This is a genomic window from Sphingomonas xinjiangensis (genome assembly GCF_014199255.1).
Taxonomy (GTDB): Bacteria; Pseudomonadota; Alphaproteobacteria; order Sphingomonadales; family Sphingomonadaceae; genus Sphingomonas; species Sphingomonas xinjiangensis.
Map to the genome: position 1 here is coordinate 115,201 of NZ_JACIJF010000010.1, position 16,013 is coordinate 131,213.

Below are 16,013 nucleotides of genomic sequence, written 5' to 3' on the forward strand. Positions count from 1 at the left end.
GCCACGCAGGCGCGCGGCTTTGTGCAGGTAAACGGGCATGTTTCGGGCAACCGCCGGTTGCCCCGACGACGGTCACGCTCAGAATTCGCGCCAGTCGTCGCTGCTCGTGTTCCGGACCAAGGCCGCAACTGCCTTTGGCGGAAGTCGCTTGGGTGTACCGCCAGTGAAGCTTGCCTTTTGCGGACGGGGTGCACCGCCGCTCGACACGCGGAACTGACTTGCCTTGTCGGCCAGTTGCGTCACTTCACTGGCCAGATTGCGCGCCGCTGCGGACGTCTGCTCCACCATCGCCGCATTCTGCTGAGTCGAATGATCCATCGTGCCGATGGCGGTGCTCACCTGCGTGATCGCGGTCGACTGCGCCTGGTTGTCCAGCGCAATGCGTCCAAGAAGCGCGTGCACTTCGCCGACATCGCCGGAGATATGCTCCAGCGCCGTGTCCACCTTTTGCACCATGTCGACGGCAGCGACGATGTCGGTCTGCGTCGCGGTCAGCTGGTCGCGGGCGCGGCCAGCCTCTTCCTCCGCGCGCATTGCGAGTGCGGAGACCAGATCGGCCACCACGGCAAAGCCGCGTCCCGCTTCGCCTGCGCGGCCCGCTTCCACCGCAGCGTTCATCGCCAGAACACGCGTCTGGAACGCGATCTTGTCCAGTCCTTCGATGACGCCGTCGATGCCCTTGGCGCTGTCCGCGACGCGGCTCATTGCCTGAACGGCTTCCTCGGCCACGGAACGCCCGTTCGCGACGGTGCTGATCGCGCCATTGGCGCGGTCAACGGTTTCGTTCGCGGCCGTGGCTGTGGTCTTCAGGCGGCTGTCCATCTGCGTCACCGCAGCGGAGGTCTGCTCCAGGCTGGCGGCATTCGCCTCCGTCCGCCGGGCCAGGTCCTCCGACGCTTGGGCGATTTCGCCCGATCCGGTGCGCACCGAATGGGCCGACTCGATCACCGAGGCGATCAGATCCCGCAGGCTTTCCACCGCAGCGTTAAAGTTGCTGCGTACCGACGCGTATTCGGCAGGGAACTCGCGTGTGATCGTCGCGGTAAGGTTGCCGGCTGCAACCTCTGCAAGCTGCGAGGAGATTGTTTCTACGACCATCTTCTGTTCGGCTTCGGCCTTGGCCGAAGCAGCTTCCGCCGCCTGCTTTGCCCGTGCGGCATCGCGGAACACCAGCACGGCCCGGGCCATGTCGCCCAATTCATCGCCGCGACTGGTGCTCGCCACCTCGAGGTCGTTGCGGCCCGACGCCAATTGCGCCATCGTGTTGGTCAGCCCGCTGATGGGAGCGGCGATCAAGCGGCTGAGCACTATGGCCAGCGTGATGGCAATGCCGATCAACAAGATACCACCGACGATCAGCACCGTGGTGGCGGACTTGATCGCGGTCTCCTGCGTCGCCGATCCGCTTTCGATCGACTTCATCGCGGAGTCGCGGATATCGCGCAACGGTAGCACAGCTGCGCTCACCAGAACGGCCTTACCGGCGGACTGCACCTCGGCCTGTGCAGCGTCCCGCTGCCCGCCCTTGACGAGCTTGATCAGCCGATCTCCCCATTTTTCACGCCAAGCGACCGTTTCCTCGCGAGACTTCACTACCGCAGCGCGCAACGCCGGATCTTCCAGCTCGCGCTCCAACTCGGCGGAGTCGCGATCGTAATCATCGCGCCCTTCATAGTAGGACTTGAGGTAGCTTTCATCGGCCGTGACGAGGAAACCGCGCATCTGGCTGTTCTGGCGCAGCAGCGCCGTCTCCAGGCCAAGCGCCTTGGCGTATTTCGACTGCGCCGCGTTGTTATCGGCCGTTGCAGTTTTGATCAGCGAGATGTTGGTAAAGAAGACTGCCATCATCGCTGCCGCCGAGGCACAGACGATCAAGAAGGACAACGCCAGCTTTCTGGGAATTTTCATCGATGTCAGCATAAGTTGGCGGCCCCTCTTTTAGTTCGGTCGGTCTTGTTGGTAGGCTCCGCGGCAAGAGCGTTGCCGCGGAGCTGGTTTAGAAGGAGAAACGGATCGCGCCCGCGACGGTGCGCCCATTCAGTGCACGGGCGGTAACAACTCCGGTCGCAGGGATTGCCGGCTGCGTCACGTCGGTCAGCGCCAGCACGTCGAACAGGTTGTTGGCCGTCAGCGACAGTTGCACCTGGTCAGACAGGCGGTACTGCACGAACCCGTTGACCAGCGTATAGCTTGGCATGCGGAGTTGGTTAGAATCCTGCGCGAAACTGCCGGTCGTGCCGATGATGTTCGTACCGATCGTGAACGCCTTGGTTTCAAACTGCGGCGTGACCTCGAAGATTAGGTCGGGCTGGTGTCGCGGCGTGTTGCCGATCACCGCCGCATTGAACTCGTCGCCCTCGATCGACGCATCGGTCCAGGTTGCGCCGGCACTGATGCTGAACGGCCCATAGCTGTAGCTGCCCTCGAACTCGAGCCCGACGGCGCGATAGGTGCGGAAGATGCGCTCCACCTGCGCCACGACACCGGCACCGCCGCTGGCGTTGATCTGCAGGTTGCGCTCGTTCGTCTGTGCCCAGAAGCCCGTCAGGTTGAGGCTCAAATCGTCCCGGCGGTACTTCACGCCGACTTCCGCCTGCTTGACGGTGTCGTAAGCGTCCGCATTGTCCAGCAGATCACCGCAGACGGGGCTCACCGCCGGGGTGAAGAGCACACGGTCGGCGGCACCGCGTCCGCCGCGGCTGTAGCGCGCGAACAACGCCAGCGGCTCTGCGACACGATAGTTGATGCCTGCCGAGTAGCTGACATAATTGTAGTCGAAGTCGACCGGCGCCGGGGTGGTAAGCGGCAGCACGCTGCTGCGCGCTTCCGCTGGCGTGATCACGCCATTGCCGTCGGCATCGAACGGCGCGATGCCCACGCGGCCGCCGCCCAACTCGGACCCGAAAACCGATCCTTCGGCCTTGCCGCTGTTGGACCGGATGCTGCCGCCGATCGCGACCTTGCCGACATGATAGTTGATCGAGCCGTAGGGCGCGTTGGTGTGGAAATCGACGTCATACTTGCGGCGCGATCCGGCATTCACCAGAATTGCGCTATAGCCGAACACACCCGCCTGGGTCTGCGGCACGCCGGTCGCGGTGGTCACGTCAACCAGTGCCGCTTCGCCATCGCCGTTCACGTCGGAAACGATCGAGCTGAACAACCAGTCGGTGTCCAGCGTCTGGCGCGCCTTGTAGAAGCCGCCCGTTACCGTCAGCTTGCCGGCACCCAATTCGAACACGCGGCTGGCGCGCAGATCGTTGGTCATGTTCGCCATGCTGTTGAGGTGGAAGTCCATCAGCAGCGAAGCGGCCAGCAGGCCGTTGCCGTTCAGCGAAGCCGGATCAGCGATCGCCTGACCTGCATTCGGGCCGGTCGCATATCGCAGCGTCGCACGCGGACCGCCCAGCGTCGAAGCCACCACACCCGCTGGACCGACGGCCACAGGGTAGTTCTGGATCAGCTTGCCTGACATGTCGGCATAGCGGAAGCGCTCTGTTACCGTCCAACCGCCCAGGTCGATCTGCGATTCCAGACCGATAGCCTTGGAAACGGCATGCATGCCGTCCCGGAGATCGTCGCGGTGTAGTTGATTGTCGCCGTCACGGTTCAGCACGTTGGTGATGTTACGCGACAACAGCGTGTCATGCCGCAGATTGAAGTTCGGCAGCGTCTCGTAGGTGGGATCATCGTTCGTACCGCTCACCGCCAGTGGATACTGGGTGTAGGTCGGAGCGTGATCGTCCAGATACTTACCGTTCAGGCGGATATAGCCGCCATCGAACTCTTTGGTGATGTTGGCCTTGATCTGGCCGCCGCGATAGGCGGTGTAGCCCGCCTCGCGCGGGCCTTCGCCTTCGCGGTAGAAACCGCCGACATGGAACCGCAGCGTGTCGCTCAGGCGCCCACCGTAGCGGAAGTCGGTCCGGTAGGATTCGTAATCCAGCCCGGCGCTTGCCTGGATCGCGCCGCCTTCTTCTTCACCGGACTGCGAGATGAAGTTGATCACGCCACCCGGCGCGTTCGACGCAAAGGTGGACGCCGATCCACCGCGGATAGCCTCCACTGCGGCAAGGTTCAGGTCGTTGCGCAGGAACAGGTCCGGGCTCAGGAATGCAAAATCGCCGAATTCCAGGATCGGCAGGCCGTCTTCCTGAAACTGCAGATATTTGGAGCCCGAGGAAGCGAGCGGAAGCCCGCGAATGGTGTAACTGTTGTTGCCGACACCCGCAGATGCTTCGACCCGGATACCGGGGATGTTGCGAACGATCTCGGCAACGGAGGAAGCGCCGAGCTTCTCGACTTCCTCACCTTGAAGCGCGCTGGTGGAGATCGCCGCGTCTAGCCGGTCGCGGCCCTTCGCCACGCCAGTTGAGAAAACCTCGCGCTTCTTCGTAGACTCAGTAGTTCCGGATTCATTCGCCGACCCCGGTGCCACTTGAGCCTGCGCGGCCGAAGTCAGGATCGCTAGAGGCGCTGCCGCGATCAGAAGAGCGTTCTTGTTCACTATTAAACCCACATCACCATAGCTCAGATGGGCCTGAGCCTTCTTGTGCTGCCCTCACCCCCCGCGAAGACAACTCACATTGTAGGACGGGTTTCTGCGAAGACGTGCAAAGCCATGCAATTTGGACGCACGGCTGGACCTTCGCCGCGGTGCAAAGTGAGCGCGGCAACGCAGCTCGTCGCTTTGACGAACTGCTTGCGACCTGTGTTCAGGCCTAAAGCGATACAGCACCCGGCTCGGCGATGGGATCTGGGCGAGACGCGATAAGCGGATGCCCCGGTTTCCTCGATCGTGCCTAAACGGCAACACAGCGACGCGAAGTCGCAATCATGGCGTGTTGTTTCCCAATTATTTCTCGCGGCACCGCCTGCCAGGGGACAGCGCCTCCTATGATGACGACGGACGGCGTACCGCTCGTCGAAAATCAAACGAACAGGGAAACGAATGAAAAGGATCTTGTTGTCGGGTGCAGGACTGGTCGCGATCGCGCTTGCAACGCCGGCCTCTGCGCAGACCGCATCGACCGATCAGTCTGAACTTATCGCGTTGATCAAGGCGCAGTCGGAAGAACTCGCCGCCCTGCGCGCCCGTCTCGACAAGATTGAAGGCTCGCGCGCCGGCTCCGTCGCTGGTGGCGGCGCCGCGATGCCCGCGCCACAGAGTGCTGCGCCCGCGACCCGCATGGCGGTCGCCAACGAAGAGAACGCGCCCAGCTCCTTCGCGCCGCAGATCATACCGCCCGGCCCGGCGGATCAGGACATTGCACAGGCACGCGCGGCGATGAACGTCTCCAACGTCACGACCGAATGGCGCGGCGGCGCGCCGACACTGCGTTCGGCGGACGGCAAGTACATGTTCAAGGTGCGCGGCCGCATCATCAATCATGTCAGCACGACCTTCGGCTCTGACTATGAAGGCCGCAACATCACCACCACGGGCGCCCGCGCGTTGCGCATCGGCATCGAAGGCGCGGTCGGCGCGCACTTCTTCTACCAGTTCGAAAACGACTTCGCTGAAAACACGTCGGACGTGGGCACCATGTTCGTCGGTTGGCGCGACACGGTAGGCGCCATCTCCTACGATGTCCGCTTCGGCAACATGTTCAACGACCGCAGCTTTGAAGGCTCCAGCGGTTCGGACGCACCCCCGTTCCTGGAACGCAACGTGGTCGCCACGTCGATCATCCCGCAGCGTGGCTTCTACGGCATCGCCTTGATGCCCCGTGTATTCTGGAGCACCGGTCACGCCTCGATCACGCTCAGCGGCGACAGCGTCGATGCCAGCCAGGCCATAAACGACAGCCGCACCGTGCTCGCGCGCGCCCACTGGAATCCATACAAGACCGACCGGTCAATGGTGCACTTGGGCCTTTGGGGCTTCGACGAAGCATTGTCGTCGAAGAGCCCGGGCGCGCTCACCCGTAACACGGTGATCGGTGGCCGCTTCAACGGCGCCTTGCGTGTTTCGACCGGCACGCTGGTCGGCGGCACCGGCACCACCGGCTATGGTGCCGAAGTCGGCGGCTATGTCGGCCCGGTCTGGGTCATGGGCGAAGCAGGCCGCCGCGAAGCGCGCCTGAACGCCGGACGCCCGGATCTGGAAACCAAGGCGTGGAGCCTTTCGACCGGCTGGTTCCTCACCGGCGATCTGCCCCCCTACAATCCGCGTCTCGGCACGTTCGCGCAGCCGCGCGTGCTGCGCCCGGTGTTCGACGGTGGGCCCGGCGCGATCGAACTTGTCGCCCGGTATGAAAATGTCGATTATTCCGGCCTTTCGACGGCTGGCGACGGGTCGGCAATCACGGCGGGCATGAACTGGTATCTGGATAGCATCATCCGCTTCCAGGCGAACTTCATCCAGTGGAAGACGAACAACCGCGCTGGTGCCTATACTGGCAAAGACAGCGGTCAGACGCTGAGCGCCGGCTTCGGCGTCACTTTCTAAGACAACCGCTATCCCCAGCCGCCGCTCCTGAGAGCGGCGGCTGAGCCAAAGCTGCTTGTTGGTCAAAAGCAAAAACTATTTCTGCACCAGATCATCGCCATCGGCATGGTCCACAGAAGACAACCCGCTCAACCGTCGACGCAGTGCCGTCCCGTGGGGCAGCACATGCGTGGAAGGCCAATAGCTACGACCGTTCGCCACGCGGTCATCAAGGCGCCGCTGCCACCAGCTTGTGACAGCTGGAGCGATCATCGCCCCAATGCCGCGCGGATCGAAGCCCAGTCCACCAGCTTGAAGTTCTGCGCGCCGCCTTCGTTCACATTGTCCTGTACTGCGATCAGCCCGCGGCCATAAGCGCCGATGGCACCCGACCAGGCGTCCACGCCGTCGGTGCCGCTGACGCCGTCCACGCCGTCCTTGGCGGTGACGCGGAACCGGCCGACATAGCGCTCCACCCCCGGGACGGCGCCGACGGTCCAGACCGCGAACGCATCGTCCCCCTGGCTCGACACGATCAGGAAGGTCTCCCCGCCATCGCGCAACAGCGTGACGCCTTCGACATCCGCGACGAGTCGGCCGTCGCCCACACCCGCCACGAGCGTGCGCGTGGCCGCCCCTTGTAGCGGGTAGCGCCACACGCCCTTCATCTCCTCGCCGATATAGAGCGTGGCGGTGGCATCGTCGATCGCGCAGCCTTCCGATTGCGAACCGACCGCGAACCGGCGCCGCTCGGTGCCCGACAGGGCACTCCCCTGCCCGTTCACGTCATACTCACGAACCTGGCCATCCTTGCCGATCACCACCGCGATGAGCTGGCCCGCGACACGGCCCATGCAGAAGCCATAGGGTTCGGCCAGGTCGGACTTGATGAACCCGGCGGGGCGTAACTGGCCGGCGCCTTCGAAGCGGTACAGCGCGACGCCCATACGGCCACGATCGGACGCGCCCGCGATGAAACCCTGCCCCTCCCCGCGCAGGTCGACATTGTTGAGCAAGCCTTCGGGCAGGAACTGGATCACGTCGCCCGCCAGGGCGAAGACATAGAGCCCGGCCTTCTTATCGGTGCCAAGCAGGATGCCGGGATGTTGCCTGCCCGCGAAGGACACGCCGTTCGCCCCGGTCCAGATCGCGGGATCATCGGCGGCGTCGGCAAGCTGCGTGGCAACGGCGGCGGTTTCCCCGTCGGCCGGAACGCTGGCCGTGGGCGCGCTGAAGCGGTGTGGCCGCTCGGTCTGCGCCGCGCAGCCGCACAAAAGCAATGCAACCGTCATCGAACCGACGCCGAATCGTCTCCGCATTTTCATGTCCATCCTGTTGAGCACTCCGCATTCGAAGGGCCGATGGCCTGCGATGCAAGGGGGATATGACATGACTGTTTCACGCCTGCTGGGCGGAGCGGCGCTGGCTGCGCTCGCGGCCTGCATGACGCCGATCGCGGCATCGGCCCAGGACACCGAAACCGGACAGCCGGTCGCCGGCGGCAACGACGATGCACAGGCCGAGCAGCGCGCGCAGGAAGTCATCGTCACCGGCGAGATCTTCTTCCGCAACCGCACCACCGATACCAACCCGGTGCTATCCTACGACCTGGAATATTTTCAGAAGTTCGAGCCGGTCTCGGTCGGCGAGATGCTGAAGCGCGTGCCGGGCGCCACCTTCAGCTCCGACGTGCTGGAATATGACCAGGTGCAGTTCCGCGGCCTTCCCGGCGGCTTCACCAATGTCCTGATCAACGGGCGGCGCGCGCCCGGCGGCTCCGCGGACGGCAGCTTCTTCGTCGACCGCCTGCCCGCCGAGCTGGTCGAGCGCATCGAGATCGTCCGTGCGCCGCGCCCCGACCAGCCGAGCGATGGCATCGCCGGCACGCTGAACGTGGTGACCAAGGAAGCGGCGAGCTTCGAGGGCGGCTTCCTGAAGCTGGCCGGGCTGCTCAACACCCGCGATGGCGGCGTGCGCCCGTCGGCGGCGCTGGCCTATGCCGGCAAGATCGGCGCGGCAACCGATTACTGGGCGGCGCTCAACTACCAGAAGCGCCGCAACCCCAAGGAAAAGGTATCGTACCGCTTCGGTGGCGAACCGACCACCGACGATGAGCGCTTCCCCGCCGATGTGGCCGACAGCAACTACGCGACCGATCCCGAATTCGACAATTTCGAGGCGCAGAGCGACACCCGCGACGGCACCGACATCTCGGGCAGTGCTGAGATCAGCCACCAGTTCGGCGAAGGCGGGCGGCTCCGCATCAACGGCTTCTTCGTCGACACGGATCGGCATGAGGACGAGACGTCGGTGACGTTCGATGGCGCCGACCTGGATTTCGACGGCGTCGAAGTGCAGCGAGAGCGCATCTCGCAGCAGAGCTACGCGATCACCAGCGACGCGCGCATTCCGCTCGGCGGGTTCACGCTCGGCGTGGCCGGCGGCTGGAATAAGTTCAAGGATAATACCGACACCACCACCTTGGTCGGCGAGAACGAAGACGATTACGGCGATATCGAATTGGACGAAGCCGAGACGCTCGACATTGCCGATCAGGAATGGAGCGCCACGGTGTTCGGTGAATTTGGCGGCGACAATCCGTTCAAGGCGAAGATCGGCTCGGACTTGCTGTTCAAGTCGCGCGACGGCGTGAACGATGGCACCTTCGCCACCAACAGCTTCCGCATCAAGGAAGACCGGTATTCGCCCTATATCCGCCTGAGCTATGACGCGGGCCCGCTCAGCATCGATGGCGGCGTGCGCTACGAGATCACGCGCCGCGATGTCACCGGCGAGACCGTGGCCGGAACTTCGTCTTACAGCGACGATCTGCTCAATCCCTCCCTCAGCCTGCGCTATTCGGTGGGGGATGGCCAGTTCCGCGGATCGGTGGCGCGCACCATCCGCCGCCCGGATTATGACTTGCTGTCGCCCTTCACTGACGAGGAGACACCGGGCGACGACGACATTACCACCGGCAATCCCGGGCTGCGCAACCAGCGTGCCTGGGGCGCTGATCTGGGATATGAGCACCGCATTGGCCGCAACGGCATCGCCGGCGTCAATTTCTTCTACCGCGACGTCAGCGACCTGATCGAACTGGTCTCGCTGGGCGAGAATCCCGACAATGAAGATGGCCAGGCCTTCACTCCGCAGAATATCGGCGACGGCAAGGCATGGGGTGTCGAGTTCGATCTGTCGGCGCCGCTGACGCTGTTCGGCATGCCCAACACCGGCATCTTCGCCAATTATACCTACCTCGACAGCGAGACGACCGACCCGTTCACGCGGGAGAAGCGCCGCTTCAACAACCAGCCGCAGCATGTCTACAATGTCGGCTTCATCCACAATGTGCGCAGTGCCGGAATCAGCTTCGGCTCGACCATTTCAGGGCGCAGCGCGGCGAGCGAGTCCAATTTCGACGAGGTGGTGCGGCTGCGCTACGATCCGGACCTGGAGGCGTTCGTGGAAAAGCGGTTCGGCGACGCGGTGGTCGTGCGCCTGTCCGCGCAGAACCTGCTCGACCGTGTAAAGTATGAGGACTTCCGCAAATATGACGGCGACTCGCTCGCGGAGATCCTGGAGAACCGGCAAGCCGGCGATCTCGACGAATATGAGATCGAGCGCGAGCATTCAGGGCCGCTGGTCCAGCTGACCATGCGCGCCGCATTCTAAAACGCCGCACCGAACGCCCGAGGGGAAGTGTCGCAGGCACTTCCCCTCTTCAGGAAGTGCTTCGGCGCTGGAAGCTACCGGCGGCTTTGCGGCCGGTGCAATTCCCGCTCCCAATTGGGAGCGTAGCCGGTCAGCCCAGCACCTTCGTCACGAACGCCGAACCAAGCTGAAGCCCGGTCGGGTCGACGCTATGACCAAGCCCGCGCGACACATGCCCGGCCACATCGAAGCCGAGTCGCTCCAATTCGCCGATCGCATGGTGATATGCCGACACCGGCACGATCGGGTCCGCATCGCCATGCACCAGCAGCACCGGCGGCTTGGCGCGCACGTCGGCGTCGACCAGCGACTGCCCGGCGATCATGCCCGAATAGCCCAGGATTCCCGCCACTGCGCGCGCGCGGCGCACGCCGACATGCAGCGCCATCATCGTGCCCTGGCTGAAGCCGGTCAGCACCAGCCGGTCCTCGCTCAGGCCATGCTCGGCCAGCAGCGCGTCGAGATACGCGTCCAGCACCGGCGCGGCCCGAGCGGCACCCGCTGCCAGCGCTTGTCGGCTCAGATCGTGCAGGCCCCACCATTGATACCCACCCGGCGCACCCGGACAGCGCTCGGGCGCGTTGGGCGCGACGAACAGCGTGTGGGGCAGCATTCGCCGCCACATCGGCGCGAACGAGATCAGGTCGTCGCCGTTGGAGCCATAGCCGTGCAGCAGCACGACCAGCGAATCAGGCTTGCCGCCCGACGCGGGAAGGAGCGTCGGCCCGTTCAACTGTTGCATGGACATGTCACCGGAGGTTTGGGTGTGACTTGGTCGGGGCGACAGGATTCGAACCTGCGACCCCCACACCCCCAGTGTGATGCGCTACCAGGCTGCGCTACGCCCCGACCGAGGCGCCGCCCTCTATGCCCCTTCGCCGCGCGATGCAAGCGTCCGCTACAATAGTTGCACGTGGCAGGCCCGCATGGTAGCGCCCCGGGCTTCAACGGGGGCGGTTTTCGCCCCCTCTTTTTGGCATCCGGAAACCATGTTCGCCACTCCAGCATATGCACAGGCCGCAGGCGCGGCAGCCCAGGGCGGAGGCACCGCAGGTGCCATCGTGTCGCTCCTGCCCCTCGTCCTCATCTTCGTCGTCTTCTACTTCCTGATGATCCGTCCGCAGCAAAAGCGGATGAAGACGCTGCAGGACTCGATTGCAGCCGTGAAGAAGGGCGACACCGTCGTCACCGGCGGCGGGCTGATCGGCAAGGCGACCAAGGTCGATGAGACCGAAGTCGAAGTCGAGCTTGCTCCGGGCATGCGCGTCCGCTCTCTCAAGGGCAGCATTGCCGAAGTCCGCCCGTTGGGCGGCAAGCCCGCGAACGACTGATGCTGAATTTCCCGCGCTGGAAAGTGCTGACCATCTCCGCCTTCCTGGCGGTGATGGTCCTGCTCGCCGTGCCCAGCTTCGTGCCCAAGAACGTGCGCGACACCTGGCCTTCCTGGGTCCCCAAGGCCGGGATCAACCTGGGCCTCGATCTGGCCGGCGGCAGTTATCTGCTGCTGGAGGCCGAGACCAAGGACGTGGCGCAGGCCCGTCTCGAGCAGATGCGCGAGCAGGTGCGCAGCGAAATGCGCCGCGATCCGCGTATCGAAATCGGTGACATCTCGATCCAGGGCGGCAAGCTGTCCTTCATGGTTCGCGATGCTGCCAAGGTTGACGCGGCGCGTGAGAAGCTGCTGCCGTTGATCGGCAGCGGCGTTGGCACCACCGGCCAGCGTGACTGGGATCTGTCCGTCGTCGACTCCAGCCGCTTCGTACTTACCCCCACCGGGGCGGGCGTGAACCAGGCGATCGAAACCGCGATGAACGACGCGCGCGAAGTGGTCGACCGCCGCATCAATGCGCTCGGCACGCTGGAGCCGACCGTGGTGCGCGAAGGCGACAACCGCATCGTTGTGCAGGTTCCGGGCCTCAAGGACCCGACCGCGCTCAAGAATTTGCTTGGCAAGACCGCCAAGCTCGCCTTCCACCTGGTCGACACCACCGCAAACCCGGCCGATCTCGCCCGCGGCGTCGCCCCGGCCGGCTCGATCGTCCTGCCTTATGCGGAGGGTGGCAGCCCCATCGCCGTGCAGCGCACCGCGATGATCACCGGCGACATGCTGGTGGACGCCAGCCAGAGCTTCGATCCGCAGAGCGGTGCCCCGGGCGTCACCCTGCAGCTCGATGGCGCCGGCTCGCGCCGCTTCGCCAAGGTGACGCAGGAAAACAGCGGCAAGCCCTTTGCCATCGTAGTCGACAATGTCGTCATCTCGGCGCCGCGCATCAACGAACCGATCCTCGGCGGTAGCGCGGTGATCAACGGCGGCTTCACCGTCGAGAGCGCCAACCAGCTCGCCATTTCGCTGCGCTCGGGCAAGCTGCCCGTCGACTTGAAGGTCGTGCAGGAATCGACGGTCAGCCCCGAATTGGGCGCCGACTCGATCCGCGCCGGCATCACTGCATCGATCATCGCCATCGTCGCGGTCATCGCCTTCATGGTGCTGACCTATGGCCGCTTCGGCATCTACGCGACCTTCGCGGTCACGCTCAACGTGCTGGTGATCCTGGCGGTCATGGGGATGCTCACCGCGACGCTGACGCTTCCGGGCATCGCCGGCTTCGTGCTGACCATCGGTACCGCGGTCGACGCCAACGTGCTCATCAACGAGCGTATCCGCGAAGAGCGCCGCCGTGGCCGCAGCATCATGCAGTCGGTGGAACTGGGCTATAAGGAAGCCAGCCGCACCATCTTCGAAGCAAACGTGACGCACGCCATTGCCGGTGTGATCATGTTGATCCTGGGCTCCGGCCCGGTTCGCGGCTTCGCGGTGGTGCTGCTGATCGGCATCGCCAGCTCGGTGTTCACCGCCGTGGTCTTCACCCGCATGCTCGTCACCCTTTGGTTGCGCCGTAACCGGCCCACCGAAATCAACATCTAAGGACGCATCCCATGCGGCTCCTCAAACTCATTCCGGACAACACGAACATCGGGTTCGTGCGCATCCGCCACATCGCCTTTGCGGTCACGCTGCTGCTCACCATCGCCGCCGTGGCGCTGGTGGGCATCCGCGGTCTCAACATGGGCGTCGACTTCGTCGGCGGCGTCTCGATCGAGGAAAAGTTCACCAACGCGCCGCAGGTCGACGAGGTGCGCTCGACGGTGAACGGGCTTGGCTTCGGCGAGGCGACGCTCCAGCAGCTTGGCGGCAAGAACACCGTGACGATCCGCCTGCCGGTGCCCAACTCTAGCGATCCGGCTGCGGTCGACCAGATGGTGGAGCGCGTGAAGTCGGCGCTGGCGGCCAAATTCCCCGGTGCCAGCTTCTCCAACTACTCCACCGTCTCGGGCAAGGTGTCGGACGAACTGATCCGTAACGGTGTGCTCGCCGTGCTGCTCGCCATCATCGGCATCGCGATCTTCTCGTGGCTGCGCTACGAATGGCAATTCGGCGTATCGACCGCCGTCGCCATCCTCCACGACGTGCTGATGACCCTGGGTTTCTTCGCGCTGACCTGGATGGTGTTCGACCTCAACATCGTCGCCGCGGTGCTGACGATCATCGGCTATTCGATCAACGACAAGATGGTGATCGACGACCGTATTCGTGAGAATATGCGCAAATACCGCAAGATGGGCATGGCCGAACTCATCGATCTCTCCGTCAACGAGACGCTGCCGCGCACCGTCATGACGTCGCTCACCATCCTGCTGGCGCTCGGCTCGCTGCTGATCTTCGGCGGGCATGTGCTGCGCAGCTTCACCGCGGCAATGATGTTGGGCGTGATCGTCGGCACGTATTCTTCGATTTACGTCTCCTCGTCCTTGCTCATCACGCTTGGACTCAAGCCCGGGCCGCGCGAAGAGAAGCCAAGCCCTGCTGCCAACGCCGAACGCGTCGGACCGCGCGAAGGATGAAGATGGAACGCCGCAGCGCCGACGGGCCGGTGATCTCCGGCTTTGCGGGGCGCGGTTTCCGCGTCGACGAGAACGTCTACGAAGGGCTGGCGATCACCCCCCAGCGCGCCGACGGCTGGTCGCCCCCACCCATCGGCGAACTGACCGAATCCGACCTCACTCCGCTCCTCGCGCTCGATCCCCAGCCCGAATTCATCCTGCTCGGCACCGGCGACAAGCTCATCCGCCCGCCCCTCGCGCTCACCAAGGCACTCGCCGCGCGCGGCATCGGCCTGGAGATAATGGACAGCCGCGCGGCGGCACGCGCCTGGGGCGTGCTGCGCGCCGAACTGCGCTGGGTCGCCGGCGCGCTCTACCCGCTCGGCTGAAGCACACTCACTGCCGTTGGAACGGCGTGAACTGCCCCAGCCGGCAATAGGGCCCCGGGATCGTCGTCCCGGGTTCCAGCACCCGAAAGCGATCGTTGCGGCACAACTGACCGCCCTGCACCTCAGTGATCATCGTGTTGTACGGGGTCAGGCGGGGGCAGGCGGCAGCCAGCGTGTTGCGGTACACGCGCCCGCCCTCGCGATACAGGATCGTGTTCTCGTCGATGATCATCGGCCGTGTGCTGGCGCTGTTGCCGATGCAGTTCACCGGCTTGCCAGCGATCCGTCCATCCAGTTCCTTGGCCAGCGCGGCGGAAGCTTCGGCCTGCCGCGTCGCGCGCATCTCTGAACTCGACGCGCAGCCCGCAAGTGCCAGCACACCCATCATCCACGCCGTCCGCATGATGCTTCCTCTCCTGCCTATCGGTTGCGGGTATAGGGCACGAACTGCCCCAGCGAACAGGTGCCGGTAAGCGTCCCGCCCGTACGCACTCTCATATGGATCAGGTCGCCCGAACAATATTCGCCGCTTACCAGATTCCGCGAGACGACGATGTCGCCCCGCGCCAATCCGCGTGCGCAGCCTTCGCCGACCACGTCGTTGCGCCACACCCGGTCGCGTCCGGCGACATACAGGATGACGTTCGGCGCAGTGCGAAGCTCCGTCACCCGGTCGCGGCGCAGACAGCGCTGCGGCGCCCCAGGCGTCAGGCCCGCCAGCGTCTTCTCCACGCGTGCCGTAGCGCGGTCGGGCGCGCGCGTCTGGGTCCCGGCACTGGTAGCGCCAAGCGTGAGCAGCAACGCGGCAGGAACGGCGAGACGGATCATTCGGACCTCTTTGTCAGCCCCCACCCGCTACAACCCTTCAGCCGCGAAAAGCATCCTTGGCCGCGCGCCGCTCCGCAAAGATTTCCGACGACCCCGCACGCAGGAACGGATTGGTGGCCAATTCCAGCGCGATCGTCGTCGGCACCGTCGGCTCCCCGGCCGCGCGTGATCGATCGACGTCGATCATGCGCTTGGCGATCACTTGGTTGTCCGGCTCGGCCACCAACGCATAGCGACCGTTCGACTGCGTATATTCGTGGGCGCAGTACACCATCGTCTCGGGCGGCAGCCGCTTGAGCCTTGCCATGTTGCCGAACATCTCCGCCGCCGTTCCTTCGAACAGCCTGCCGCTGCCCATTGCGAACAACGTGTCTCCCGTGAAGATCACCGCGTCGTCGCTGAAGTGGAAGGCGATGTGCCCGGCGGTATGCCCCGGCACCTCCAGCACCGTCGCCGCATGCGCGCCCACACGCACGACGTCCCCCTCCCGCACCAGCCGGTCCGCCGTCGGGATCTTGGCCGCCTCGGCTGCCGGTGCGATCACGCGCGCGCCGGTCGCGGCCTTGATCTCGGCATTGCCCCCCGTGTGGTCGGGATGCCAATGCGTGTTCCAGATCGCCGAAATCCTCCAGCCGCGCCGCTGCGCTTCGGCAAGCACCGGCACAGCCTCGCCCGGGTCTACGACCATCGTCTCATCAGAAACATCGTCATGGACCAGCCAGACATAATTGTCGCTGAGCACGGGGATGCGGACGATCTCCAGCATCGCG

General features: G+C 64.6%; 13 protein-coding genes and 1 tRNA gene. 6 read left to right on the top strand and 8 right to left on the bottom strand.

Annotated features, from left to right (window positions below):
- Positions 1-78: 78 nt before the first annotated feature.
- Positions 79-1,908: a methyl-accepting chemotaxis protein gene (locus tag FHT02_RS15260; RefSeq protein ID WP_246352432.1), complete on the bottom strand. Its 1,830-nt coding sequence runs from the start codon at positions 1,906-1,908 to the stop codon at positions 79-81.
- A gap of 88 nt (positions 1,909-1,996) precedes the next feature.
- Positions 1,997-4,366, bottom strand: a complete 2,370-nt coding sequence (locus tag FHT02_RS15265; RefSeq protein ID WP_343056965.1) for a TonB-dependent receptor — start codon at positions 4,364-4,366, stop codon at positions 1,997-1,999.
- A gap of 585 nt (positions 4,367-4,951) precedes the next feature.
- On the opposite strand from FHT02_RS15265, the gene FHT02_RS15270 reads away from it, so the two are divergent.
- Positions 4,952-6,451, top strand: a complete 1,500-nt coding sequence (locus FHT02_RS15270; RefSeq protein WP_184089462.1) for a porin — start codon at positions 4,952-4,954, stop codon at positions 6,449-6,451.
- A 248-nt stretch (positions 6,452-6,699) separates the two neighbouring features.
- On the opposite strand, the gene FHT02_RS15275 is transcribed toward FHT02_RS15270, so the two are convergent.
- A complete protein-coding gene (locus FHT02_RS15275) occupies positions 6,700-7,722 on the bottom strand; it encodes a phytase (protein ID WP_184089465.1) in 1,023 nt (340 codons plus the stop codon).
- Positions 7,723-7,819: 97 nt separating this feature from the next.
- Here FHT02_RS15275 and FHT02_RS15280 point away from each other — a divergent pair, with 97 nt between their 5' ends.
- Positions 7,820-10,105, top strand: coding sequence for a TonB-dependent receptor plug domain-containing protein (locus tag FHT02_RS15280; RefSeq protein ID WP_184089468.1), 2,286 nt, complete (start codon positions 7,820-7,822; stop codon positions 10,103-10,105).
- Positions 10,106-10,235: 130 nt separating this feature from the next.
- Here the strand turns inward: FHT02_RS15280 and FHT02_RS15285 are convergent, their stop codons facing one another.
- A complete protein-coding gene (locus FHT02_RS15285; RefSeq protein ID WP_184089471.1) occupies positions 10,236-10,892 on the bottom strand; it encodes an alpha/beta hydrolase in 657 nt (218 codons plus the stop codon).
- Positions 10,893-10,916: 24 nt separating this feature from the next.
- A tRNA-Pro gene (locus FHT02_RS15290) sits at positions 10,917-10,993 on the bottom strand.
- Positions 10,994-11,133: 140 nt separating this feature from the next.
- Here FHT02_RS15290 and yajC point away from each other — a divergent pair.
- From yajC to FHT02_RS15310, 4 genes are read left to right on the top strand one after another with little or no spacing between them, the layout of a single operon-like run.
- Positions 11,134-11,475, top strand: a complete 342-nt coding sequence (yajC, locus tag FHT02_RS15295) for a preprotein translocase subunit YajC (protein WP_184089474.1) — start codon at positions 11,134-11,136, stop codon at positions 11,473-11,475.
- Positions 11,475-13,070 (top strand): protein translocase subunit SecD, encoded by a 1,596-nt coding sequence (secD, locus tag FHT02_RS15300; protein ID WP_184089477.1) that lies wholly within the window; start codon positions 11,475-11,477, stop codon positions 13,068-13,070. The genes yajC and secD overlap by 1 nt, the downstream gene beginning before the upstream one ends.
- An 11-nt stretch (positions 13,071-13,081) precedes the next feature.
- Positions 13,082-14,047 carry a protein translocase subunit SecF gene (gene secF, locus FHT02_RS15305; RefSeq protein WP_184089480.1) on the top strand — a complete coding sequence of 322 codons (966 nt, stop codon included), beginning with the start codon at positions 13,082-13,084 and terminating at the stop codon, positions 14,045-14,047.
- Positions 14,044-14,415, top strand: coding sequence for an Mth938-like domain-containing protein (locus FHT02_RS15310; RefSeq protein ID WP_184089483.1), 372 nt, complete (start codon positions 14,044-14,046; stop codon positions 14,413-14,415). The genes secF and FHT02_RS15310 overlap by 4 nt, the downstream gene beginning before the upstream one ends.
- 7 nt (positions 14,416-14,422) lie before the next feature.
- On the opposite strand, the gene FHT02_RS15315 is transcribed toward FHT02_RS15310, so the two are convergent.
- Genes FHT02_RS15315 through gloB form a run of 3 tightly spaced genes read right to left on the bottom strand, consistent with a single transcriptional unit; the run spans position 14,423 to position 16,009 of the window.
- The gene (locus FHT02_RS15315) at positions 14,423-14,818 is read right to left on the bottom strand and encodes a hypothetical protein (RefSeq protein ID WP_184089486.1); all 396 of its coding nucleotides are present in this window, start codon (positions 14,816-14,818) and stop codon (positions 14,423-14,425) included.
- Between the two features lie 17 nt (positions 14,819-14,835).
- Positions 14,836-15,243 (bottom strand): hypothetical protein, encoded by a 408-nt coding sequence (locus FHT02_RS15320; RefSeq protein WP_184089489.1) that lies wholly within the window; start codon positions 15,241-15,243, stop codon positions 14,836-14,838.
- Positions 15,244-15,280: 37 nt separating this feature from the next.
- Positions 15,281-16,009 (bottom strand): hydroxyacylglutathione hydrolase, encoded by a 729-nt coding sequence (gene gloB / locus FHT02_RS15325; RefSeq protein WP_184089492.1) that lies wholly within the window; start codon positions 16,007-16,009, stop codon positions 15,281-15,283.
- Positions 16,010-16,013: the final 4 nt, after the last annotated feature.